This window comes from Pseudotabrizicola sp. L79, assembly GCF_036553525.1.
Classification (GTDB): Bacteria; Pseudomonadota; Alphaproteobacteria; order Rhodobacterales; family Rhodobacteraceae; genus Pseudotabrizicola.
Window position 1 is genome coordinate 39212 of record NZ_JAZHDA010000036.1, and the last position, 21589, is coordinate 60800.

At 63.5% G+C, this 21589-nt stretch carries 24 protein-coding genes; 19 read left to right on the top strand and 5 right to left on the bottom strand.

Annotated elements, in window-relative coordinates; all coding sequences use genetic code 11:
- Window positions 1-213: 213 nt before the first annotated feature.
- The 3 genes from V3C85_RS00705 to V3C85_RS00715 are packed head-to-tail and all read left to right on the top strand — an operon-like array spanning window position 214 to window position 5251.
- Complete coding sequence (locus V3C85_RS00705) at window positions 214-609, top strand: FixH family protein (protein ID WP_331793110.1); 396 nt, start codon at window positions 214-216, stop codon at window positions 607-609.
- Complete coding sequence (locus V3C85_RS00710) at window positions 606-2075, top strand: efflux RND transporter periplasmic adaptor subunit (protein WP_331793112.1); 1470 nt, start codon at window positions 606-608, stop codon at window positions 2073-2075. The genes V3C85_RS00705 and V3C85_RS00710 overlap by 4 nt, the downstream gene beginning before the upstream one ends.
- On the top strand, window positions 2072-5251 hold the full coding sequence (locus tag V3C85_RS00715) for an efflux RND transporter permease subunit (protein ID WP_331793113.1): 3180 nt from the start codon (window positions 2072-2074) through the stop codon (window positions 5249-5251). The genes V3C85_RS00710 and V3C85_RS00715 overlap by 4 nt, the downstream gene beginning before the upstream one ends.
- Window positions 5252-5367: 116 nt before the next feature.
- Here V3C85_RS00715 and V3C85_RS00720 read toward each other — a convergent pair whose 3' ends face one another.
- The gene (locus V3C85_RS00720; protein ID WP_331793114.1) at window positions 5368-5682 is read right to left on the bottom strand and encodes a hypothetical protein; all 315 of its coding nucleotides are present in this window, start codon (window positions 5680-5682) and stop codon (window positions 5368-5370) included.
- A 238-nt stretch (window positions 5683-5920) separates the two neighbouring features.
- Here V3C85_RS00720 and V3C85_RS00725 point away from each other — a divergent pair, with 238 nt between their 5' ends.
- The gene (locus tag V3C85_RS00725; protein ID WP_331793115.1) at window positions 5921-6676 is read left to right on the top strand and encodes a hypothetical protein; all 756 of its coding nucleotides are present in this window, start codon (window positions 5921-5923) and stop codon (window positions 6674-6676) included.
- A gap of 107 nt (window positions 6677-6783) precedes the next feature.
- Here V3C85_RS00725 and V3C85_RS00730 read toward each other — a convergent pair whose 3' ends face one another.
- The 3 genes from V3C85_RS00730 to V3C85_RS00740 all read right to left on the bottom strand — a co-directional run bounded on the left by V3C85_RS00730 (window position 6784) and on the right by V3C85_RS00740 (window position 7813).
- On the bottom strand, window positions 6784-6996 hold the full coding sequence (locus V3C85_RS00730; RefSeq protein ID WP_331793116.1) for a hypothetical protein: 213 nt from the start codon (window positions 6994-6996) through the stop codon (window positions 6784-6786).
- A 183-nt stretch (window positions 6997-7179) separates the two neighbouring features.
- Window positions 7180-7437 (bottom strand): helix-turn-helix domain-containing protein, encoded by a 258-nt coding sequence (locus V3C85_RS00735; RefSeq protein WP_035714657.1) that lies wholly within the window; start codon window positions 7435-7437, stop codon window positions 7180-7182.
- Between the two features lie 124 nt (window positions 7438-7561).
- On the bottom strand, window positions 7562-7813 hold the full coding sequence (locus V3C85_RS00740) for a hypothetical protein (protein WP_331793120.1): 252 nt from the start codon (window positions 7811-7813) through the stop codon (window positions 7562-7564).
- 209 nt (window positions 7814-8022) lie between these two features.
- On the opposite strand from V3C85_RS00740, the gene V3C85_RS00745 reads away from it, so the two are divergent.
- Genes V3C85_RS00745 through V3C85_RS00815 form a run of 15 tightly spaced genes read left to right on the top strand, consistent with a single transcriptional unit; the run spans window position 8023 to window position 19550 of the window.
- Entirely contained in the window at window positions 8023-8406 is a 384-nt protein-coding gene (locus V3C85_RS00745) for a hypothetical protein (RefSeq protein ID WP_331793122.1), read from the top strand.
- A 43-nt stretch (window positions 8407-8449) separates the two neighbouring features.
- Window positions 8450-9070: a lytic transglycosylase domain-containing protein gene (locus V3C85_RS00750; protein WP_331793123.1), complete on the top strand. Its 621-nt coding sequence runs from the start codon at window positions 8450-8452 to the stop codon at window positions 9068-9070.
- On the top strand, window positions 9067-9360 hold the full coding sequence (locus V3C85_RS00755; protein ID WP_035714621.1) for a TrbC/VirB2 family protein: 294 nt from the start codon (window positions 9067-9069) through the stop codon (window positions 9358-9360). The genes V3C85_RS00750 and V3C85_RS00755 overlap by 4 nt, the downstream gene beginning before the upstream one ends.
- On the top strand, window positions 9353-9631 hold the full coding sequence (locus V3C85_RS00760; RefSeq protein WP_131389993.1) for a type IV secretion system protein VirB3: 279 nt from the start codon (window positions 9353-9355) through the stop codon (window positions 9629-9631). Before V3C85_RS00755 ends, V3C85_RS00760 begins: the two co-directional genes overlap by 8 nt.
- Window positions 9621-11996, top strand: coding sequence for a VirB4 family type IV secretion/conjugal transfer ATPase (locus V3C85_RS00765; protein ID WP_331793125.1), 2376 nt, complete (start codon window positions 9621-9623; stop codon window positions 11994-11996). The genes V3C85_RS00760 and V3C85_RS00765 overlap by 11 nt, the downstream gene beginning before the upstream one ends.
- The gene (locus tag V3C85_RS00770; RefSeq protein WP_331793126.1) at window positions 11993-12169 is read left to right on the top strand and encodes a hypothetical protein; all 177 of its coding nucleotides are present in this window, start codon (window positions 11993-11995) and stop codon (window positions 12167-12169) included. The genes V3C85_RS00765 and V3C85_RS00770 overlap by 4 nt, the downstream gene beginning before the upstream one ends.
- Before the next feature lie 28 nt (window positions 12170-12197).
- A complete protein-coding gene (locus tag V3C85_RS00775; protein ID WP_331793127.1) occupies window positions 12198-13313 on the top strand; it encodes a lytic transglycosylase domain-containing protein in 1116 nt (371 codons plus the stop codon).
- Window positions 13313-14122 (top strand): type IV secretion system protein, encoded by an 810-nt coding sequence (locus V3C85_RS00780; RefSeq protein ID WP_331793128.1) that lies wholly within the window; start codon window positions 13313-13315, stop codon window positions 14120-14122. Before V3C85_RS00775 ends, V3C85_RS00780 begins: the two co-directional genes overlap by 1 nt.
- A gap of 16 nt (window positions 14123-14138) precedes the next feature.
- Window positions 14139-14792 carry a virB8 family protein gene (locus V3C85_RS00785; protein ID WP_331793129.1) on the top strand — a complete coding sequence of 218 codons (654 nt, stop codon included), beginning with the start codon at window positions 14139-14141 and terminating at the stop codon, window positions 14790-14792.
- Between the two features lie 3 nt (window positions 14793-14795).
- Window positions 14796-15488 carry a TrbG/VirB9 family P-type conjugative transfer protein gene (locus V3C85_RS00790; RefSeq protein ID WP_331793131.1) on the top strand — a complete coding sequence of 231 codons (693 nt, stop codon included), beginning with the start codon at window positions 14796-14798 and terminating at the stop codon, window positions 15486-15488.
- Window positions 15485-16864 carry a TrbI/VirB10 family protein gene (locus V3C85_RS00795; protein WP_331793133.1) on the top strand — a complete coding sequence of 460 codons (1380 nt, stop codon included), beginning with the start codon at window positions 15485-15487 and terminating at the stop codon, window positions 16862-16864. Before V3C85_RS00790 ends, V3C85_RS00795 begins: the two co-directional genes overlap by 4 nt.
- Window positions 16865-16868: 4 nt before the next feature.
- Complete coding sequence (locus V3C85_RS00800; protein ID WP_331793134.1) at window positions 16869-17864, top strand: ATPase, T2SS/T4P/T4SS family; 996 nt, start codon at window positions 16869-16871, stop codon at window positions 17862-17864.
- Window positions 17851-18045, top strand: a complete 195-nt coding sequence (locus V3C85_RS00805) for a hypothetical protein (protein ID WP_331793135.1) — start codon at window positions 17851-17853, stop codon at window positions 18043-18045. Before V3C85_RS00800 ends, V3C85_RS00805 begins: the two co-directional genes overlap by 14 nt.
- A complete protein-coding gene (locus V3C85_RS00810; RefSeq protein ID WP_331793136.1) occupies window positions 18042-18461 on the top strand; it encodes a hypothetical protein in 420 nt (139 codons plus the stop codon). The genes V3C85_RS00805 and V3C85_RS00810 overlap by 4 nt, the downstream gene beginning before the upstream one ends.
- A 12-nt stretch (window positions 18462-18473) precedes the next feature.
- Window positions 18474-19550: a type IV secretion system protein gene (locus V3C85_RS00815; RefSeq protein ID WP_331793138.1), complete on the top strand. Its 1077-nt coding sequence runs from the start codon at window positions 18474-18476 to the stop codon at window positions 19548-19550.
- 134 nt (window positions 19551-19684) lie between these two features.
- Here the strand turns inward: V3C85_RS00815 and V3C85_RS00820 are convergent, their stop codons facing one another.
- The gene (locus V3C85_RS00820) at window positions 19685-21589 is read right to left on the bottom strand and encodes an ATP-dependent helicase (protein WP_331793139.1); all 1905 of its coding nucleotides are present in this window, start codon (window positions 21587-21589) and stop codon (window positions 19685-19687) included.

Genomic DNA, 21589 nt, shown 5'->3' on the forward strand with positions numbered 1-21589 from the left:
ACAAGTCCCCGGGCCTTCTGTTTCCGACGAGGTATCTGCTGCAGTATTGATGCTCCCTGACTTGCATCCACCCTCCGGGCTCCCACCGGATGGCTTGAGGCGACCTCCCCGCATTTGACCCTGCCGCGTGCGTCAGCGCGCGGATGATGCCGTTTGCACCTGCGCCAATTGGCTTTGCGGGTGCGCGATCGCTGCAATCAAAGGGTCTTCCTCATGACAAACATGTTCCGCCGCGTTTGCGGCTCCGTTCTGGTACTTCTCATTGGCGTGTCTGCCCTCTGGGCAGGTGCCGACGACTACCGTTTCGAGATCGTCTCGACCGACCATCTTGTCGGATCTGGGGTGACGATTGAACTTCGTCTGATCGATCTTCGCACCGGCCAGCCGGTCGAGGGCGCGGTTATCTATGCCACTCGCATGGACATGGCCCCCGACGGGATGGAGATGATGACCTCACCCGTCACCGCATTGCCGGCCGATGCTCCGGGCACTTACCTGTTCAGCACGGATCTCACCATGGCGGGAGGGTGGCGGTTTTCGGTGGCGGCCAAGGTGCAGGGTGAACCTGAAACCGTGAAGGCAGAACTGGAATTGCGAGCCGAGCCATGAGCGCGGTTGGCAAGCTGACTGCCGCAGTCCTTGTCGCGGGCACTGCCGGATGGATCGGGCTGACCGCTGGCGAGAAGGGGATCACCGTGGCCAGCCTGATGGGCATGGCTGAGATGCAGATTGCCGTGTTGATGGGCAATGATGCAGTCGCCATGTCGGGTGCTGACGCCCCTGAAGCAGAGCCGACCGGCCCAGTGATCTACTGGAGGCATCCAGATGGGTTGCCCGAATGGTCGGTATCCGAGCAGCAAACGGCGGATGGGCGCGCCTTCCTGCCTGTCCTCGCCAGCGAGGATCTCTCGCTGGGCCCTGCTCCCGAGCCCAGTTCAGAAATGGCGATGGCGATGGCCGAAACAGGTGAGCGGACCATCCTCTACTACCGCAACCCGATGGGCCTGCCCGACACCTCGCCAGTGCCGAAGCAGGATTCAATGGGGATGGACTACATCGCCGTTTATGAGGGTGGCGACAGCGACGACGGGTCGGTTACCGTCTCGCCTGGCAAGCTGCAACGTACCGGGGTTCGGACCAGTGAGGCCGTTCTGGCCCCGCTGGCCGCGTCCCTGCGTGCGCCCGGGATCGTGATGCTGGATGAGCGCAAGATCAGCGTCCTTTCGCTGCGCGCCGACGCCTTCATCGAAACCGTGTCAGATGTAACCACCGGCAGCACTGTTGCCGAAGGCGCGCCGCTGGTGACGCTCTATTCGCCGGAAATCGCAGCGGCACTTGCACAGTTTGTTTCCGATGTGCGGTCGGAGGGGAGTCAACGCGAAGGGGCACGGCAGAGGCTGGAAAACCTTGGCGTGCCGGGCGGCGTGATCGACAAGATCGCGACCGAGGGTCTGGCAACTGTCAGCATCCCGATCATGGCCCCGCGCAGCGGTGTGGTTCTGGAACGTATGGCGGTCGAGGGCATGATGTCCGAGGCGGGCGAGACGCTGTTCCGCATCGCTGATATGTCCACCGTCTGGGTCATCGCCGAGGTGCCGGAATCCGCGTTGATGGACATCGCAACAGGTGCGGAAGTGCGCGTCAGCTTTCAGGGCTTTGCCGGGGAGCCGATGACAGGGCGGATCGACACGATCTACCCAGAACTCGACATGATGACCCGCACGGCCAAGCTGCGGATCGAACTTCCCAACCCTGACGGCCTGCTTCGCCCCAACATGTTCGCCGAGGTCGAAATCATGCTGGGCCAAGCCCCTGTGGTGCAGGTGCCCGAAGGCGCGGTAATCGACACTGGCGACCGGCAGGTCGTGATCCTTGATCTGGGCGAGGGGCGGTTCCGGCCCGAACCGGTGACCGTGGGCCGCCGGGGCGGTGGCATGATCGAAATCATCACCGGCGTGGATGCGGGTGACATCGTGGTCAGCTCTGCCACCTTCCTGATTGACGCTGAAAGCAACCTCAACGCGGCTTTGGCTGCCCTGGGAGCGCCCGAAGCTACCCCGGAGGCCAACCCATGATCACCCGCATCATCGAATGGTCGGCCCGCAACGTGCTTCTGGTCCTCTTCGCTACCGTCTTCACCGTGGCGGCGGGCCTGTGGTCGCTGCGCACATTGCCGATCGACGCCATCCCCGACCTGTCGGATGTGCAGGTTATCGTGCTGACCGAATATCCCGGCCAGGCGCCGCAGGTGGTCGAGGATCAGGTGACCTATCCCCTGACCTCGGCCATGCTGACCGTGCCACAGTCACGCGTGGTGCGGGGGTTTTCGTTCTTCGGCATCTCGTTTGTCTACATCATCTTCGAGGACGGCGTTGACCCCTATTGGGCGCGCTCGCGCGTTCTGGAATACCTCAACGCCGCCGCCGCGCGCCTGCCCGAAGGCGTGACGCCTGCGCTCGGCCCCGATGCCACGGGCGTCGGCTGGGTCTATCAATACGCGCTCAAGGGCGAGAACCTGAGCCTTGCCGAGCTGCGGTCCTTGCAAGACTGGGTGATGCGCTTTGGCATCAGCCGCGCCGATGGGGTTTCCGAGGTCGCCAGCGTCGGTGGCTTCGTCAAGCAATATTCGATCACCGTCGATCCGGTGCGAATGCGGGCGCTCGGCATCACCCTGTCAGACATCGGCAGCGCGGTTGCGGCAAGCAACATGGATACCGGCGGCCGCACGGTCGAGCTGTCGGAATTCGAGTTCATGGTGCGCGGTCGAGGTTATCTGGACGGCATCGCCGATCTGGAAATGGTGCCGATCCGTGCCGAGGGGGGCGTGCCGGTTCTGTTGCGCGACGTCGCGCGGGTCGAGATCGTGCCCGACGAACGCAGGGGCATCGCTGAACTGGACGGCGAGGGTGAGGTCGCCAGCGGCATCGTGCTTCAGCGCGTGGGTGCCAATGCTCTCGACGTGATCAACAACGCCAAGGCCGAGATCGAGACCATCGCGCAAAGCCTGCCCGAGGGGGTGGAGATTGTCACCGTCTATGACCGGTCCGACCTGATCCTGTCGGCCATCGAGACCCTGCGCACCACATTGCTGGAGGAAAGCATCGTCGTGGCACTGGTCACATTTGTCTTCCTGCTACATGTCCGCTCGTCGCTGGTGGCCATCATCATGCTGCCCGTTGGCCTTCTCATGGCGTTCACCGCGATGCGCGCGCTTGGGATTGGGGCCAACATCATGAGCCTTGGTGGTATCGCTATCGCCATTGGCGCGATGATCGACGCCGCCATTGTGATGATCGAAAACGCCCATAAGCACCTGGAACGGGCCGAGCCGGGCAAGCCACGGGTCGAGGTGCTGATCGAGGCTGCGTCCGAGGTCGGCCCGGCACTCTTCTTCAGCCTCCTCATCATCACCGTGTCTTTCCTGCCGATCTTCGCGCTGGAGGGGCAAGAGGGCCGGCTCTTCGGTCCCTTGGCTGCAACCAAGACCTTCGCCATGGCGGCGGCGGCGCTGTTGTCGGTGACGCTGGTGCCCGCGCTGATGGTGATCTTCGTGCGCGGGCGGATTGTGCCCGAACACAAGAACCCGGTGAACCGGGTCCTGATCGCGCTTTACCGCCCCGTCATCCAATGGGTGCTGCGGGCGCGGGTATTTACTATCACGCTCGCGCTGGTGGCACTGGTCGCCACAATCTGGCCCGCGCGGCAGTTAGGGTCCGAGTTCATGCCTGCGCTGGACGAGGGCACGATGATGTACATGCCCACCACCCTGCCGGGCCTCTCGGTCACCAAGGCGGCGGAACTGATGCAGATGCAGGACCGCATCATCCGCAGCTTCCCGGAAGTCGAGACCGTCTTCGGCAAGGCGGGCCGGGCCCTGACGGCAACCGACCCGGCCCCTACCGAAATGTTCGAGACGATCATTCAACTGAAGCCGAAGGATGAATGGCGCGAGGGCGTCACGATGGAGAGCTTGCGGCTGGAAATGGACGCCGCATTGCAATTCCCCGGCGTCTCGAACGCCTGGACCCAGCCGATCCGGGCACGCATTGACATGCTGGCGACCGGCATCCGTACGCCGGTGGGGGTAAAGGTGTTCGGCACCGACCTGACAGAAATGGAGGCCGTCGCGCGGCAGGTCGAAGCAGTCTTGCGCAACGTCCCCGGCACCACCAGCGCCTATGCCGAACGGGTGATCGGCGGCTATTACCTCGATATCGTGCCTGACCGCGAACGGCTGGCGCGTTACGGCCTGTCGATCGCGGATGTGCAGGAGGTGATCGCCATGGCGCTTGGCGCGCAGGCCATTACCCAGACCGTCGAGGGGCGCGAACGCTACAACGTCGCACTGCGCTATCCGGCTGCCCTGCGCCAAGACCCCGATGCCATTGCACGCGAGGTGCAGGTTGCGCTGCCGGGTGGCGGCACAGTGCCCCTCGGCGAGGTGGCAAAGGTGGAACGGACACGGGGCGCTACGTCCATCCGCACGGAAAATGGCCAACTCGCGGTCTACATCTTCGTCGATATCGCAGGCCGCGATCTGGGCGGCTATGTCGCCGAGGCGCAGGCGGCAGTGGCGGGCGAAGTGACCCTGCCGCCCGGCTATTCGCTGGGGTGGAGCGGGCAGTTCGAATATCTGGAACGGGCTAAGGCTCGTCTTGCCATCGTCGTGCCGATCACACTGGCGGTGATCTTCCTGTTGCTGTTTCTAAACTTCCGCCGCCTGACCGAAACCCTGATCGTCATGCTGTCGCTGCCCTTCGCGCTGGTTGGCGGCGTCTGGCTGATGTGGTGGATGGGCTTTAACACGTCGGTGGCTGTCGCGGTCGGGTTCATCGCGTTGGCCGGTGTCGCCGCAGAAACCGGGGTGATCATGCTGATCTACCTCGACCATGCATTGGCGGAACGCAGGGCCGAGGTCGCCCGCGCTGGACGCCCATTCACCCGCGCCGATCTGGATGCCGCGATCATGGTCGGCGCTGTCGAACGGGTGCGGCCCAAGATGATGACCGTGGTGGCCATCATGGCGGGCCTGATGCCGATCCTTTGGGCGCATGGCACCGGATCCGAGGTGATGAGCCGCATAGCCGTACCGATGATCGGCGGCATGGTGTCGTCGACGATCCTGACGCTGGTCGTCATCCCCGCGGTCTATGCGCTCATCAACGGACGCAGGCTGGAGAAGGCAGGAAGCGAAGAGACCGAGCGTGTTCTTACGCTGTCGGGCAGCATATCCGCATCCTTAAGAAATTGAGGATGTCTGGGCAGAACGGAGGCGCCAAGCGAGCTTGAGGTACAGTTTCCGGTTGGGGCCATCGTCAATGTGATATTTCCCATCGAGAACCGCACGACCACGGATCGTCAGAGTCGCTATGAACCTTGACGTTCTCGCGCGCCTTCGACGAGCGGTATGCTTGCCGTCGCGCAGCCCATGTCGGCAAGGAAGCTCACAAGGCCGACAATGGTCTTGAAGTCACGCAGCTTGAGGAGGCTCCGGCTAGTGACAAGCATCTTGTCGGGCCGCCCATCGGGTGCCACGGCCCTGATAACCCAAGCGCCGCACCAGCTGTTGTGGCGCTTCTCTGCGCCCTCCTTGCAGACAACTTCGATGAGGTAGCCCTCGGTCAAGAGGCCACGTAGCCCGTCTTCTGTGACCACATTCGGTGTTTCGTCGATCGTGGCCATGCGGTGTAAGTCCTTCTTCTGCCTGACGTAGGGATTAGGGCGGACAAGATCACAAGCCAGACAGCGGTACAACATAAATGAATGCAAAACGACACCTGAGACCCTACGTCCCCAGTGCCACGGATGACGCTGTCACCAAGCGCTATGTCCAGTCACCGAGCGGGACGAAGGTGTAATCAGCGTTGCAATAGTATATTATCGTATGTATGTTAGTTGAAGATCGACGAGGGTCTTTGCCATGCGTGTCCAAGTCAAAAACCTCCTGAAGGTCACTTTGCCGGCTCTTGCCTTGGCCTGTCCGATAGCTCCGACGCAAGCAAGCGCCCAGACCTACCCGATCGACTGCGCCATCCTGCTGTGCTTGTCCGGTGGGTGGCCAGCGTCCGTGCCGTGCGCCCGGGCGCGGGCCGAGTTCATCCGACGCATTACGCCCTGGCCGGTGGAACCGCCGCTGCAGATCTGGCGCTGTCCGATGGGCGCCTCTTTTGATGGACCTGCCAAGTCGCGCCCGACGGACAGGATCATCGATACTCTGTTCCACGGCGCTGATACGCCACCGAAGTATTCATCCCCAGTCCTTGACCATGCCGCTCTTGGTGATGACAGGCTTGATGTCGAGGGCCTGAACGCCACCTCGGGCAACTTGGTGATGGCCGATTATGCCCTTCATCTCGCCCAAGACCGCGCCGACATCGACATAAGCGGGCCCGAGTTCAATTTCGTGCGCTCCATTCGTGTTTTCGATGTCCGTCACGCATGGCAACGGGAATCCGGCCAGGACGGAGACTGCAACCGGAGCGCGACGGTCGTGCTCGGCTCCTACGGCACACAGGGCGACTTTTCGTGGAGCGCATCTTCACCCGCAGCGCTCCCTGCTGCCCATGTCGGTCTCGAGGGGTGGGGCGAGCATTGCCCGGGGATCTGGCACAGATCCGTCTTCGTGGAGTGGCGCGATTACAGCGGGACTTACGGCTTCGAGCAGGTCAATTACTGACGCTGCGCCGCTGCGAGGCAGGGCGGGCTCACGAACGAATTGACCCGGCACCACAGGCACCTGCGGTGGCACATGGTCTGAGCCCGTGAAGCCCGTTGTCGTCCATATCAGTCGCCGCGGCAGGGCAGTTGCGTGAGAGACGCGAAGTCGATCTCGGCCTTGTCGGCGTCGCAAAGATCCGGGCAAAGCTTCGAAACGCGCTGTGGCCCGTGCGCGTCCCAACGGACTGCAAGCGCGCCTGTGTTCCAGCGATAAACCCAACCGACAATGCTTTTCTGATCGGCTGCAATCAAATTGGCGATTGCAACGGCTTCGACCATATCTTCCTTCACTGGCTACCGACCTTCTAGAATTGGGCTGTGCGGATTGCAGCCCCGGCTTCCTTGGGCACGTGCTGCAGCGGCATGCTGGGTTTCCTGGAAATGGGTTGGGTGTTCGGCTTTGCGGCACCGGCACTCACGCCGAGAGGCGTCATATGCTTTGCGCGCGATGCACGGACCGGCTCAAATCCGATGGTCGGACTCCGTGGCGCCTTCAACGATCGCCAAAACCTCGAATGGGTCAAAGCCAATGGCGCGGGCGAGGACGACCAGTTCGACGACGTCGATCCGGCGCTGGCCGCTTTCGATACGCGCCACGAGGGATTGATGGCACTTGAGCTTTGCCGCCAGCTCTTCCTGACCGAGACCTGCCTTGATGCGGGCCTCGACAAGAGCCTTGCAGAGGGCAACCTGTCCCGTGCTTCTGATTGTTCTCGCCACGCGCCACATACCTTTTGTGACGTCGCTAGCGGAGGAAATCTGTTATCTAAAAAGTAGATAAGTGAGGGTGTTATCGGCGTCGGGTTTCCATGGGGTGCGAGTCTGATGCTCCCCTCGCAGCCCATCAATCCCCTACCAGTTCCAGAAACCGACCGTACTCCTCGCTGACCTCCCGCGCTTCCTCGAAAGCGCGGGCGCGCTCGCCATCGAGACATCGGAAGTAGCTCTGGATGTCCTGAATGTAGGTTTCGAAATCGGTGCGGATCAAATCCGCATAGTCACGGGCCGCTTCCGAATCGCTGGGCACGAAGGGACGGGGCGGCGCGAGGCAGGACGCCGCCACACCAGCTCCCGGGAGGCAGGCAAGGATGACCATAGCTTGCAAGCCGATTGGGCCTGTCAACCTTGGGTTTCTCAAACCTGTTATCTCCTTGAACGCGGAGGTGGACCGTGGCTACTGTTTGCGTGCCAAGCTACAGCAAGGGCATGATATTATATCTTGCCGCTGATAATATAGTATCGTAACTCTGGGCTTCAAGTGGGAATGCCTTGGGTTGCGCCATCGAAGAAAGCGTGAGCCGGGCCATGAGCTGGGACATCGAAGCACCAAATGTGGTTACGGAAGCGCGCTTCCGCGAGCTCGTGGAGCGCGGCTACAGCGCAGAAATCCTGTGCCAGGAGACGGCACATCAGAAAGGCCCCAGCTATTACGGGGTCTGGATCATGCGCGTTGTCTCCGACGAGGGTGTGGAAAAGCTTCTCGTCACGGCCCGCACCCGAACGACCTACAACGACATCAAGATCCGCGAGTTCAAGACGGTCTCCGGCGTGGTGTCCTTCTTCCTGGGCCTCGGCTTTGCGCATGTCGACCTGCCGCTCGTGGCAGGCACAAGCCGGAGCCACAAGCTCGCCCCACCAGACAAGACCACGTCCGACAAAGCCCCTGCCGACAAGGGCGCTGACAGCTAACCTCCTCTGCCTCTGGCTGCTGGCCACACCGGCCACGGCGCAGATGGTCCTGGTGATGGAGAGCGACGGCTCTCTCACTCCCTCCCGCTCACAAGACAGCTTCGCGCGCCATTACCAGGATGGAATTGCCGTTGGCCCGGGGAACCGGGGCTTGACGATCCTTGGGACGGCAGATGCTTCGGTAGATCCCGACACCGATCCTTCTGCAGGTGTTGAACGGCCCCGCGCTTTGCCAAGCCCCGAGGTGCTGGCGGCGATCGAAGCGACGGGGCTGCGCTATGCCAGCCATCCGGGGCTGCGCCGCGCCGCGCTCTCCGTGACCGACTGGCTCCTGCTCTACCGGGCCAATATCGAGGTCGAAAGCGCCTACCGGCAGGAGGCGATCTCGACCGCCGGTGCGATCGGTCTGGGGCAGCTCATGCCCGAGACGGCCGAAGAGCTCGGCGTCGACCCGACCGACCCCTTCGAGAACCTCGACGGCTCGGCCCGTTACCTCGCCTTGATGCTGCGGGAATTCGGCAACCCGCAGCTGGCGCTGGCCGCCTACAACGCCGGACCCGCCGCGGTGCACCGCTATGGCGGCATCCCCCCCTACCCGGAAACCCAGAACCACGTGGCCCGTGTCCTGGCCGTCGTGGCCCGATTGGAAGGATCAGATTCATGAGACGGAATTCGACGCTCCTGACCGTTACCCTTGCCCTCATCTTGGTTGCGGCAGGGCCTGCTCTCGCCCAGAGCATCGACCTCTCCCCGATCCAGAGCCTGTTGCAGGGCATCGTCGACGCGCTGACCGGCCCGCTTGGCGTTGTCATCGCGACGCTGGCCGTGCTCGGGGTCTTCCTCAGCTGGTTCTTCAACATCATCGACCTGCGCCAGGCGCTCTGGGTGCTGGTCGGCATCGCCGGCGTCGCAGCCGCTCCCACGATTGTCGCGGCGGTCTTTGCCGGTGGCTGAACGCTCGCCCCTCTTTCTAGGCCTCGTGCGGCCGCCGAAGCTTCTGGGCCTGCCAATCATGTATGCGATGGTCTGGCTCTTCGGCTCGGTGCTTCTCTTCGTCTGGGTCCAGCATATTGCGGTGCTGGGTGTGGCCGGCCTGCTCTATCCGGTGCTTTGGAAGGCCGCCGATTGGGACCCGCGCTTCATCGACGTGATGATGACGTCGCTGCAGGAGACACCGCCCACGCGCAACAGGTCCATTCATGGCGGGGACAGCTATGCCCCGTGATGACGCCCATGATGCAGCGCTCGATCCCCGCACGATGACGCCGGACTGGTACGCGCGCGAGACCCGCCTCGCGCATATGCTGCCCTATGTGAGCCTCGTCGACGACCAGACCGTGCGCACCCGGGTCAACGAGCTCTTCCGCTGCATCCGGCTCGAGGGGATCAACAGCTACACGACGGACGATGCCTATCTCGACAAGGTGACGGCGCTCTTTGCCCGCATCGTCGCGCAGCTTGGGCCGGAGTTCAGCTATTACGTCCACAAGGTCTCCAAGGCCATCACACCGGATCTCGACCCGATCCGTGAGGACAGCTTCGCGGGAGAAGTTGACCGGCGCTGGCGTGCGAAACTCGCGACCAGCGGGCTGCGCGACAAGACGCTGACGCTCACCGTCATTCACCGTCCTCCCCCGAAAAGCCTCCTGCCCTTCCTCAGCCGCAGCGCACCGGACCGCTTGAAGGAAGAAACCCGAAAGCGCCTGCAGCGCCTCGGCGAGGCGGTGAATGTCTTCCTCTCGGGCCTCACCGACCTCAAGCCGCGGCTTCTCTCTGCCGCATCGGGGGAGTTGGTGGGGTTTCTGGGGGCGCTCAACACCGGAACCGAGCTGCCGCTCTACCCGGCAAACACCTTTGGCTTTCTGTCCTTCAACGTCGCCAATACCCGCGTGACGTTTCACGGCGACCATTTCGAGCTTTCCGAGGGCGTCGTGGGCCACCGCTACGGCAAGAGTTTCACCATCGGAGAATATTCCGAGGGCACCTCCTGCACCATGTTCGACATGCTGAACCTGCCGATCGACATGATCGTCACGCAGTCCTTCACGCCGATCAATTCGAACCTCATGGCGGGCCGCATCAAGCGGCAAAAGAGGCAGATGCAGGCGAGCCAGGACGCGGCCCTCTCGCTCATGGAAGCCCTCGACATCGCCGCCGACGATCTCGAAGCCAAGCGCCAGAGCTTCGGCGAGCACCATATGGTCGTGACGCTCTTCTGCGACACGCTCGAAGAGCTGCAGACCCTCAGCGCCGAGATCGTGAACGCCGCCGCGACCGAAGGCGTGAAGATGATCGGCGAGCGGGTCGCGGCCAAGGCGCATTACCTGAGCCAGCATCCCGGGAACCAGCCCAAGCGCGTCCGCGCCAGCGCTGTGACCAATCGCAACTTTGCGGATTTTGCGGCCTTTCACCGGACGCAGCTTGGCAAACCAGCAGCGCTTACCCCCTGGGGCCGGGTCATCACCTATCTGCCCACGCCCGAGCAGAGCGCCTACCGGTTCTCCTATCACGAGCAGGGCTCGCCCGACAAAGAACCGACCAGCGGCCACACCCTGATCATGGGGCGCCCCGGGTCGGGCAAGTCGGTGCTGTCGGCCTTCCTGATGACCCAGGCGCGTCGCGCGGGCGCCCGGATCTTCGTCTTCGACTACCGCCTCGGCATGGAGATGGCCGTCCGCGCCAATGGCGGTCGCTACGCCTCCCTGAAAGCCGGCCAACCCACGGGCCTCAACCCGCTCTGGACTGAGACCGATGCGCGCGGCACGGCCTGGCTCTCGGATTGGCTCACAACGCTGCTCTACCGCGCCGACAAACCCCTGACCCCGGCGCAGACCAACCGCATCCAGGAGGTCGTGCGCCAAAACGCGCAGGCCACCAACCCCGCCTTGCGGAACTGGCGGGATTTCGCATCGCTGTTCGTCTCCACCGATGATGGCGGCGATCTGCACCAGCGCCTGCTCGAATGGACCGAGGACGGCCGCTATGGCTGGATCTTCGGGCAGAGCCTCGAAGACACCTTCTCGCTTAAAGGCGATGTGGTGGGCTTCGATCTGACCGGCATTCTCGACAGCGAGGCCGATAAGGAGCGGATGGCGGTTCTTTCCTATCTTTTCCGCCGGGTCGAGCGCGAGATCGAGGATCGCCGCCCCACCATCATCGTGATCGACGAGGCCTGGAAGGCGCTCGACAACGCATACTTCGCCGAGCGGCTCTCGAACTGGCTGGTGACCGCGCGCAAGCAGAACACCGTCGCGGTGATGATGACACAATACGCCAGCCAGCTCGAGCGCACCCGGACCGGCAAGACCATCGTCGAGGCCGTGCCGACGCAGATCCTGCTGCCCAACATCCGCGCCAGTGCCTCGGATTACGCCATGCTGAACCTCACGGAGAAGGAACTCGACGTCCTTCTCAACACGGGCAGCAACAGCCGCCTGGCGCTGATCCGCGACGATCAGGGCTCGATCGTCGTCGATGCCGATCTGAGTGCGCTTGGTCCCACGCTCACCATCCTCGGCGGCATGGAGAAAGGCGAGGCACTCGTCGGCGCCGATTACCGCGACCGCCCGGACTTCTGGAGGCTTTCATGATCCGTATTCTCTTGTCCCTTGCCGCCCTCGGCCTGCTCGCCTCCTGTGCGCAGTATCGCGCGCCGCAGGCCAACTGCTTTTCCTTTCTCGCCCAGACAAGTGCTGCGGGCGCGACAGCCCCGGATTGCACCTTCGTGCCGCTTGGGGCGCCGGAGGGCGCTATTGACGTCTAGGCTCCCCCACCTCCTCGCGTTTTGTCTGTTGCCGGGTCTCGTTGCCGCCCAAGGCGTGCCGACCGATGACAGCGGGCTGACCGCGCGCGACATCGTCCAGACGGGCGACCGCGAGGCCGATCTGGCCTTGCAGGCGGACAAGCTTGCCGTGCGCGAACTCATCGCCGAGATCGAACGGGAGCAGCTCGCCACCCTGCAACGCATCCTCGACGCCCAGACAAGCTTCGGAGGTCAGGGCTTGCCCGCCATGGTCTCGGGGCTGGAAGGCGGCAGCGGTGATCCCGACCGCTCCGTCGAGGCGGTCTATGGCACGGGCGAGATCGACCCCAACCCGGGCGGCGCGCAGATGTTCGGCGACGCCGCGGAGAACGTCGAAGAACTCATCATCCGCGTGGCCCAGGAGACCAGTGGCATTGCCGGTGTGACCCGCGCAGGCCTCTCCCCCGTCCAATGGCGCGCGCTCCTGCAAGCCCTGATCTGGCAGGAAAGCCGCTTCACCATCGATGCCCGCTCCCCCGTTGGCGCCTATGGTCTCACACAGATCATGCCGGGCACAGCCAGCGATCTCGGCATCAACCCGGAATACTTCTCGAGCCCCTATCTGCAGGTGCATGGCGGCGCGCGCTACCTCGCGGCCCAGCTCGACACCTTCGACGGCAACATCATCTTCGCGCTCGCCGCCTATAACGCCGGGCCCGGCCGGGTCTTCGAATATGGGGGCGTGCCTCCGTTCCGGGAGACCCAGCATTACGTCCAGGTCATCCCGGAGCGCTACAATCTCTATCTGAGCCGTATCGGCGGGATCGATGCGCTCGGCACGATCGATCCAGCCGATCTCGCCAATGCCAATCTCTCGCTCACGGGTCATGGGGCCGCTTTCTACGGCAGCAGTTCCTCTGACGCGATCCGCCAGGCCGCCCTGCGCATCGCCGACATCGTCGAGCAGATTTCTGAAACCGAGGATGTGCAGGAGAGCATAGCGCTCAACACCTATGCCCGCGCCGAGCTTGTGCGGCTCGTTGCCGCCCGCATCCGGCTTCAGGCCGCCCGCACCCGCGTGCTCTCCGCCGAAGAACTGGCCCAAGCCAGCGCCCGGATCGCGGAAAGCACCTTCATGGATTTTACGATCAGGGAGATTGAGTGATGAGACCTGTCCTCTGGAACACGGGCCTGGCCGCGGCGCTCGGGATTGCGCTGCAGATCGCACCCATGACCCCGGCCGCAGCGCAGGGCGTGCCCGTCGTCGACACCCAGAACATCGCGCAAAGCATCCAGCAGCTCCGGCAGATGATCGAAGACGAGATCTTGCAGAACGAGCAGCTGGTCCAGCTTCGCGAACAACTGGCCACCCTCACGCAACAACTCGCCGAATTGCAGCGCACCTACGAGGCGCTGACCCGTCTCGCCGAGCTTCCCGAAATCATCCGCACCGAAATGGAAGAGGAGCTGAACGGCCTCCTCGACCAGGAGTTCGGCGACATTCTCGCCACCATCGAGGCCATCAAGACCGGGGATTTCTCCGGCCTCTCGGGCTCTGGCGCCACCGAGATCGAAACCCAGATGGACCGGGTGCTGGCCGATCTCGGTTTCGACGAAGACACGCTCGCGGAAATGGCCCGCAGCGACAATGCGAGTGCCAACCGCGTGGCGACGCAAGCCACGACCGGCGCGCTCGTCTCGGCCGCCGCCCAGAACAGCTATGATGATGCAGGCCAGTCGCTCGAGCGGGTCGACCGTCTCGTCGGGCTCATCGACGACATGGACGAGCTCAAGGAAAGCATCGATCTCAACACCCGCGTAACGGCGGAGCTAGCCATTGCGCTGGTCGCCATGTGGCAGCTCGAAGCCATCCAGACCGTGGGCGACGGCACCGGCGGCGTGATCGACGCCGCCACCATCGCCGAAGAGCAGCGCTTCATGGATTTCACCCTGCCCGAGCTGCGGGCCGAGTGAGTGCGGGGTGTGAGGCGTGGCGAGTGAACAAGAAATCATCGAGGAAGAACTGGTCTATGGCGCGCTGCGCCGCGAACGGCTGTGGCAACGCCTTGGCCTGACCGGCCTTGTCTTCGGCATCATCGGCTGCCTAAGCGCCGCGGCTGTCGCGATCCTCGATGTCGATCCGCCGCCCGTCGTTGTTCCCTATGATCCGGCCACCGGCTTTGCGCTTCCCGAGGCCTCGGTGGGCGTGACCTCAGTGACCGCCAACCAGGCCATCATCGAGGCGGAGGTCTTTCGCTACGTGACCGACCGTGAGGTCTATAACCAGCTCGACAACGATCTGCGCATCCGCAGCGTCCTGCGCCGCTCGGACGGGGCCGCCGAAAGCGGGCTGCGCCAGCTTTGGAACAGCGCAAATGCGGACTATCCCCCAACCGTCTACGGGCCGAACGCCCGGCTCGACGTTGAGATCCTCAGCATCACCCAGATCGGCTTGAACCGCGCCACCGTGCGCCTGCGCAAGCGCCTGACCTCGATCAACGGCACCCAGACCGGGCTTTTCACCGCGACCCTCCTCTTCGAGTTCCGCCCCGAGACCCGCCGCTCCATCGACGAGGTCTGGACCAACCCGTTCGGGTTCACCGTGCTCGAATATTCCATCCGCTCCGACAGATTGGAGAATTAACCCGTGTTTCGTTTGTACCTGCCCCTCCTCTGTCTCACCCTTCTCCCGGGCCTCGCTTTCGCCGAAGCCATCCCACGCGGCGGCCCGCATGACAGCCGCGTGCGGCTGGCCACCTATCAGGAGGGTCAGGTCTATCGCATCAGCGTCTCGCTCACCCATGTCACCACCGTCGAGTTCGGCGAGGGCGAGAGCATCCGCTCGATCATCGCGGGCGACACCGAGGGCTTCGAGATCGATGGCGTGCCGGGCGGGCAGGCCTTCGCGATCAAGCCCGTCGCGCGCGGCGTCCACACCAACGTGACGGTCTACACGAACCGGCGCAGCTACTACTTCAACGTCGAGGAAGCCTCGAACCCCACCTTCTATGTGGTCCAGTTCCGCTATCCCGAGGATGAGGCGCGGCCGGCCCGCGTCATCGCGGCGCAAGCCCCCAATGACAATTACGGGGCCAGCGCCCAGACCGAGTTCACCCCGACCCGAGTCTGGGATGACGGCACCTTCACCTACTTCGCCTTCCCGCCGAACGCGCCTTTGCCCGCGATCTTCCGCTATGCCAATGGCCGTGAACGCACGGTCAACACGCAGGCCCCGGAGGACGGGGTGATCCGTGTCTCCGGCGTCAGCCGCCAATGGGTCCTGCGTCTCGGCGAAGAGCTGGTCTGCATCGAGGCGATCCCGCCCGCGGAGGCCTCATGAGCGATTCTGAGAACCCCGAGCTGGAACGACGCCTCGCGGCCCTCGAGAAAGGCAGTGCCCGCGGGCCCAGGGCAGCGCCGCGCCGGTCGCCCCTTCTTGCACTGGTCGTGGTCGGCATCATCGGCGCGGGCGGCGCGCTCCTCTATGTGCTCTCGCAGCCCGAGGAAGAGGTGGCCCTGCCGACGGCCACGCCGGATGTCTTCCAGAGCGAGGGGGATGGCTTTGGTGCCATCGAGACCTTGCCCCCGCCCGAGCCCGAGGTCGTCTTCGTCGCACCGGACCCTGTCGAGCCCAATGCCGAGCTTCTGGCGCAGATCAGCGCATTGCAGGCCCAGATCGAGGAGTTGCGCAACGCCCCCGAAGCGATTGTCGAGGACAACACCGCCGCGGCCGAAGCCATTGACGCGCTGACCGCTCAGATCGCGGCGCTGCAAGCCGCCTCGGAAGCCGCACAGGAGCGGTTCCAGGCCGAGTTGACCGCCCGGGATCGCACCCTCGAACAGCTCCGCATGGATCTGGAACTGGCCCAGCTTGAGGCCAACCGCCCCCAACCTGCGCCATCAGGCCCCACGGAAGACGAGCTGCGCGCACGCGAAGAGGAGCGGTTGCGCCGCGAGGAAGAAGCCCGGCGGCTGGCCGAGCTCGAACGGCGCGCCGCAGAAGAACGCGCCTTTCAAGAGCGGCGGATCGCCTCGCCCACCATCGCCTTCGGCGGCCCATCCGGCGCCGCCGAGACAGAACTTGCAGAGCGCAGCTTCGGCGAGGTGACGGATTTCGTGCTGAACGGCGCGCTGCCCTCGACCGTGACGCAGGCTGAGGTGATCGCCAATCCCTCCAGCACCATCATCCAGGGCACCATGATCCAGGCCGTCATGGAGACCGCCCTCGACAGCTCGCTGCCCGGCCAGACCCGGGCGGTCGTTTCCGAGGATGTCTACAGCGTCGATGGCACGCGCCTCCTGATCCCGCGCGGCGCGCGTCTGATCGGGCGCTATCGCTCGGGCGTCGATATCGCGCAGCGCCGCGTCACCATCGCCTGGGACCGGATCATCCTGCCCGACAACCAGACCGTCCAGATCAGCTCCTTCGGGGGCGATGAACTCGGCCGTTCGGGTGTCACCGGCTTCGTTGACACGCGCTTTGCCGAGCGTTTCGGGTCGGCCGCCCTGATCTCGCTGATTTCCGCGGCACCAAGTGCCGCCGCCTCCGAGGTCCCGAACGAGACGGCCGCCAACGCGCTCGAGGATGTGGGCGATGATCTGGCCGATGCCACGGACAGCGTACTTGGCGATTACCTCTCAATCGGCCCCGTCATCTATGTCGACCAGGGCGCCCGCGTCACCGTCATGGTCGACCGCGATCTGGAGATCTTCTGACCCCATGTCGCTCAGCTATCTCGAGACATCGCTCGACCGGATCGACGCCGCCGCCCGCGACGACGTCATCGAGATCTGCATCAACCCCGACGGAAATTGCTGGGGCGAATTCCAGGGCGACCATTTCATGCGCGCGCTCGACCAGAGGCTCACGGCCGTTCAGGTCCGGGATCTCGGCAACCAGATCGCCTCCTCCGCCAACACGACGATGAGCAAGGATCGCCCCATTGTCTCGGTCTCGATCACCTACAAGGGCCGCCCGATCCGCGCACAGGTCATCACCCCGCCCGCCGTGCTTTCGGCCATGTCGATCAGCTTGCGGTTCTTCTCGAGCCTGCCGCTCGAGGGCATTGCGCTCGATTTTCTCTACGGCAAGGAGCGCAAGCTTGAGGACCTGCGCCTGGAAAAGAAGCGCGCCTTGCGCGCCGTCGTGGCCGCGGGCGTGATCGATGATGCGCTGGCCTTCTGCGTCGAGAACAAGCTCAACATGATCGTCTCGGGCGGCACCTCCACCGGCAAGACCGTGGCTGCGCGCAAGATCCTCGCCCATGTGCCAGCCGAAGAACGGATCGTCACCATCGAGGAAGCCGCCGAGCTGCTGCCGACCCAGCCCAATGCCGTGACCCTCATCGCCAACCGTGACGCTGAATTCCAATCCGCCGATGTGCTCCTCACCGCGACGCTGCGCATGCGGCCTGACCGGATCATCCTCGGCGAGGTGCGCGGCAAGGAGGCCATGACCTTCCTCGAGGCGATCAACACCGGCCATGGCGGCTCGATGACCACGCTGCACGCTGAAACCCCGCAGCTTGCCGTGCAGCGGCTCGCGATCGCCGCGCTGAAGACGGAGATCCCGATGACCTATGCCGACATGATCCAGTACATCGAGAACTCCATCGACGTGATCATCCAGGCCGGGCGTCACGACGGCAGACGCGGCATCACCGAATTCTACCTGCCCGGCGCGGATCAGAGAGGACGGCCAGATGAAGACCTTTGAATACGACATCCTGTGCTTTCCCATGACCCGAAAGACGAGCCTCGCTGAGATGCGAACCTGCCTGAACCAGAAGGGCGCGGAGGGCTGGGAGGTGGTGTCGGTCAGCACCTCGGAATTCGCCAATGTCGGGCATACGGTCTTCCTGAAGCGCGAAACCGCGCCCCTCGGAGCCGCAGCATGATGCGGACGCGACGCCGCTTTCCGCTGAGTGCGCTGGCCGTGGCCCTGGGCCTGACGACCACCTCCGCCCTCGCCGAGCGCAACCTTGTGCCGACCCTCGAGCGCAGCTTTGACGTCTGTCCAGAGAGGCCTGCCGAGCCCGTCTGGATGCAGGAGATCCCGCTCCGCCAAGTCTACCATCGCGTTCTGGTCCAGGACATCTACCGCGCCCAGAACCTCGAGCGGGTCGTCGAGACCGGCAGCTGCGACTGCGACACCCGGTTCCCCTCCTGGGACGCGGCCGAGGGCGTGTTTCGGGAGCGATATGCCACTGACGAGCGATGGGAGATGCTGCAGGCCTCAGAGGGCTACAACCGCCGCGCCAATGCGGCCCGCCCGGCAGCCGAGGCCATCTGCGAAGCCGCGGGTAACTGGTAAGGCGGCCCCCCGATGAGCATCGTCACTTACTTCGTCGAGACCTCCCAAACCTACCTCGACAGCGCGGCCGAGACGCAGTTCGGATCCGTGGCGGCAACGGTTGGCACGCTCCTCGTGGTCGCGACAACGCTCGTGGTCCTCCTCGTCTTCATCAACATGATTTTCCAGTACCGGGCCATGGATGGCCGCACGGCCTTCTGGCTTGCGGTCAAGATCGGGCTCATTGGGATATTCGCGACCAACTGGGTGCAGTTCAACGCCTTCTCCTCTGCCATTCTCTCCGGGATCGACAGCATCGCGGGCGCGCTTGTGGCCTCCGTCGGTGGCGGCAGTCCGGGCCCCTCAGGCACCTTCGCCGAAGAATTCGACCGGCTGATTGCGGAGCTGGGCGCCTATCTGAATGCCGCCGGGTCCGAGCTGAACTGGATGGCGGGTGCCATGCTCGACATTGTCGGGGTGCTTCTGCTCTCCATCCTCGGGGGGCTGGCCGCCTTCATCCTGGTGGCATCCCGCCTGATGATCGCGCTCCTGATCGGGATCGCCCCGGTAATGATCTTCCTGACGCTGTTCGAGGTGACCAAGGATTACTTCGCGCGCTGGCTCTCCGCGCTCATCTCCTTCGCGATCTATCCGATCGTGATCGCGGGGGTATTCGCGACCATCACCGGTGTGTCCTCGGCGCTCATCACCGAATTGGGCGACCCGGAAGGGGCCTCCAACATCGGGGCCCTCCTGCCCTTCTTCATGATGGTGCTGATGGCGAAAGGCTTCATCATCGCGACGCCCTTCATCGTCCGGGCGATCTCCGGGAACATCATGATGCCCGCTCTTTCCGGGGGTCTCGGCGGCACCTACAGCTTCGCCCGCGCCGCCCTAGGCAGCCAGCAGGCCTACAACCGCTACCAGGTCGGCGGCGCGAGCGGTGCGGAGTACGCAGCCCTCAGGGCACGGCAGTTCTTAGGGGTCCAGCAGATGCCCACACGGCAAGGTATGGGGCAGTCGGGTTCCGCTGACGGCGCAAGGTCTGGAGACACGGGGTCGAAGATGTTGGCGCAGCTGGAGAGACTGGCGCGACTTGGGCGGCGGTGAAGGCACTTAGCCGTCAGTCACCAGGCCCGGCGTTGCTGCAGCGCAGCTTGCTAAAACCGGTGACCTTAGGTCCGTTGCCCGCTCTAGTTTTTGGCTGGGTCCGCACCTCATTCGCCAGACATTTGCGCCTCAAGTCAAGTCATCGAGAATGTTCTAACGCCGGCCTTTTCCAGCAAACCGTACAGCGTCGCAATCTTGCTTCGTGCGCCTCTGCGAGCGCAGTAGGTAAAGACAACCCGTTGCTTCGAGCGAGTGAAAGCGACGAAGAAACCAGCCGTGGCCTCGATCTGGTCGTTGGCAAAACTCCACCATGCGCCATCGTCAAGACCAACGAAAATGACGCTGTGGTATTCCAGCCCTTTGCTCTTATGGATCGTCATGAGTGGTACTGCGTGAACGCCCTCATAGGCGTCTAGCGCCGTTGACCAGTCGCCTCCGCTGACTGACCACGCGGATAAATGCACGGCAGCGGCATCCAACACTTTCTCCAGCCAGCCTCCCTGACCATAAGCGGGGTGAACTGCAATCAGCCGGTCTTTACCCACGAATGCTATAATGTCGTCAATAATCATTCGCGCCGCCGCCTTCGACTTCGGCGGAGTAGGATGTGTTTTGCAAAGCTTGAGCGTGTAGGTGTCAAGCTCATGGGCGAGTCTGGACCGCGCGGCCTCGTCATCGGGCGTAATGCCGTGCAGAGTCGCAAGCGCCTCTTGGCATTCCGTCCAATACCTACCAGCGCGCTTAGTCATGGCGAGGCGCAAGATAACGACCGCCAGTTCAGACACTTCTTCCGCCAGCAACTCTTGCAGCATGACCGCCCCAACGGCTCCGGCCTCGTTTCGCAGCGGAATACCAGCGGCATTGAAGGCCGGCTCAAGAACGGCCGCATAGTCGGCAGCCTTTTGTCTAACCAGCAAAACGAAATCACGCGGGCCGAGGTCGTGTGTCTTCATCTCGGAGGCAACGAACGCAGCCAAGCGAGCCGCCTCGACCTCCGGTGTAGAGAAATCCCAGATCGCGCAACTATCTCCGGCAATCGTAATCGCGGTCTTTGAGATTGGCTCTACTGCGCGAGCGTCCAGGGCTTGTGCAAGGATATGCTGAATGCGCACCAGCTCTGGCGAAGAGCGATAGTTGTTATAGAGCGGTGTCCGCTTGCCAGCGAAATCGGCATCGAAGGCGGCGAACGGATCGTCCATCGCCATCGCCCAGCGCATGATCTGCTGCTTGTTGTCGCCGACGGCAGTAATGGTCGTATCCGTGCCGAAGAAGATCGTGCGAACCAGATCATATTGAATCTGTGTCGTATCCTGAAACTCATCCATAAACAGATGCGAGTAGGTCAGACGAAGCGCGTCGCGCGCCATCGGATTGACGCGCAACAGCAGTTCAGCGAGCCGGCCGATCATGGGGAATGACAGGACGCTTTTCTTCCTTTCATGGAGTGACGTTTGCCAAAATCGATCCGCCGCCCACTTGCCGACCGTCGGGTTTGGCCAACCGTCCAACGGTAGCGGTGATCCGACCAGATGACGCCGCTCAAATGTTTTCACTGCAATACCTTGGAGGTCAGCATAGGTGCCCACTGATGCTGGGGGTGTGCCGACCTGCTGATACAGGAAATCTCGGTAATCCCGATCGTTGGGAAAGATGATTTCGTAGTCGGGGTGTGGACGCCAGCGATCAGGAAGCGCCTGTCCAAAACGGTCGATCAATCCTTTGGCAAACGCGTCGAAAGTTATTGAGTCGAAGCGTCCGGCATGATTGCGGTGACAGCGTTGCCGGACACGCGCCGCTAGGTTAGTGGCAGCGTCTCGCTTGAAACTGATCGCGAGTATGCGCCTAGGCGCGGGTGCGATTCCCGTCTGAAGGAGATAGGCAGCTCGCTGCGCCAACAATTCCGTCTTGCCTGCGCCCGGGCCGGCTATGACAGACCGGTTGTCCGTCGAGCGGACGACCTTGAGCGCATTCGCTTCGAGTGCGTCCACCCCCACGGGCTTCCAATCATCTGGCCGAACCCGTAGCGAGAGCACCGCCAT

Bases quoted from the DNA above. Each gene is read 5' to 3' on its own strand.
- V3C85_RS00810 (WP_331793136.1), top strand. From the start codon at position 18,042: ATGATGCGGACGCGACGCCGCTTTCCGCTGAGTGCGCTGGCCGTGGCC.
- V3C85_RS00720 (WP_331793114.1), bottom strand. From the start codon at position 5,682: ATGGCCACGATCGACGAAACACCGAATGTGGTCACAGAAGACGGGCTA.
- V3C85_RS00755 (WP_035714621.1), top strand. From the start codon at position 9,067: ATGAGACGGAATTCGACGCTCCTGACCGTTACCCTTGCCCTCATCTTG.
- V3C85_RS00745 (WP_331793122.1), top strand. From the start codon at position 8,023: ATGAGCTGGGACATCGAAGCACCAAATGTGGTTACGGAAGCGCGCTTC.
- V3C85_RS00725 (WP_331793115.1), top strand. From the start codon at position 5,921: ATGCGTGTCCAAGTCAAAAACCTCCTGAAGGTCACTTTGCCGGCTCTT.
- V3C85_RS00750 (WP_331793123.1), top strand. From the start codon at position 8,450: ATGGTCCTGGTGATGGAGAGCGACGGCTCTCTCACTCCCTCCCGCTCA.
- V3C85_RS00715 (WP_331793113.1), top strand. From the start codon at position 2,072: ATGATCACCCGCATCATCGAATGGTCGGCCCGCAACGTGCTTCTGGTC.
- V3C85_RS00740 (WP_331793120.1), bottom strand. From the start codon at position 7,813: ATGGTCATCCTTGCCTGCCTCCCGGGAGCTGGTGTGGCGGCGTCCTGC.
- V3C85_RS00710 (WP_331793112.1), top strand. From the start codon at position 606: ATGAGCGCGGTTGGCAAGCTGACTGCCGCAGTCCTTGTCGCGGGCACT.
- V3C85_RS00805 (WP_331793135.1), top strand. From the start codon at position 17,851: ATGAAGACCTTTGAATACGACATCCTGTGCTTTCCCATGACCCGAAAG.
- V3C85_RS00795 (WP_331793133.1), top strand. From the start codon at position 15,485: ATGAGCGATTCTGAGAACCCCGAGCTGGAACGACGCCTCGCGGCCCTC.
- V3C85_RS00820 (WP_331793139.1), bottom strand. From the start codon at position 21,589: ATGGCGGTGCTCTCGCTACGGGTTCGGCCAGATGATTGGAAGCCCGTG.
- V3C85_RS00780 (WP_331793128.1), top strand. From the start codon at position 13,313: ATGAGACCTGTCCTCTGGAACACGGGCCTGGCCGCGGCGCTCGGGATT.
- V3C85_RS00770 (WP_331793126.1), top strand. From the start codon at position 11,993: ATGATCCGTATTCTCTTGTCCCTTGCCGCCCTCGGCCTGCTCGCCTCC.
- V3C85_RS00705 (WP_331793110.1), top strand. From the start codon at position 214: ATGACAAACATGTTCCGCCGCGTTTGCGGCTCCGTTCTGGTACTTCTC.
- V3C85_RS00765 (WP_331793125.1), top strand. From the start codon at position 9,621: ATGCCCCGTGATGACGCCCATGATGCAGCGCTCGATCCCCGCACGATG.
- V3C85_RS00815 (WP_331793138.1), top strand. From the start codon at position 18,474: ATGAGCATCGTCACTTACTTCGTCGAGACCTCCCAAACCTACCTCGAC.
- V3C85_RS00800 (WP_331793134.1), top strand. From the start codon at position 16,869: ATGTCGCTCAGCTATCTCGAGACATCGCTCGACCGGATCGACGCCGCC.
- V3C85_RS00730 (WP_331793116.1), bottom strand. From the start codon at position 6,996: ATGGTCGAAGCCGTTGCAATCGCCAATTTGATTGCAGCCGATCAGAAA.